Raw genomic sequence first — 380 nt, 5'->3', positions numbered from 1 at the left:
CGAATCTAAAGGCCGGGAGTTCGAATCTCTCAGGGTGCACCATTTATAACGGGAAGTAGCTCAGCTTGGTAGAGCACTTGGTTTGGGACCAAGGGGTCGCAGGTTCGAATCCTGTCTTCCCGACCATCATAACTTTTGGGGCCTTAGCTCAGCTGGGAGAGCGCCTGCCTTGCACGCAGGAGGTCAGCGGTTCGATCCCGCTAGGCTCCACCATTTTTGAAACCGACGAACTTTGAAAACTGAACGATGAGGCAAAAAAGTTTTACAATTTTTGAATGAAGCGCAAGCTTCGTCATTTTAAAGAGCTATATCAAATTCTTTGGAGAGTTTGATCCTGGCTCAGGACGAACGCTGGCGGCGTGCCTAATACATGCAAGTCG

At 49.5% G+C, this 380-nt stretch carries 2 tRNA genes and 1 rRNA gene; all 3 read left to right on the top strand.

From position 1 onward, the window contains the following. The first annotated feature begins 49 nt into the window (after positions 1-49). Positions 50-126 (top strand) — tRNA-Pro (locus EVJ34_RS15625). Between the two features lie 11 nt (positions 127-137). Continuing rightward, a tRNA-Ala gene (locus tag EVJ34_RS15620) sits at positions 138-213 on the top strand. A gap of 103 nt (positions 214-316) precedes the next feature. Then, positions 317-380: ribosomal RNA gene (locus EVJ34_RS15615) — 16S ribosomal RNA — on the top strand; the annotation flags it as partial.

The organism is Exiguobacterium sp. SL-9, assembly GCF_004336985.1.
GTDB lineage: Bacteria > Bacillota > Bacilli > Exiguobacteriales > Exiguobacteriaceae > Exiguobacterium.
The sequence above is the reverse complement of the archived record's forward strand: the minus strand, read 5'-3'. Positions and strand labels throughout refer to the sequence as shown.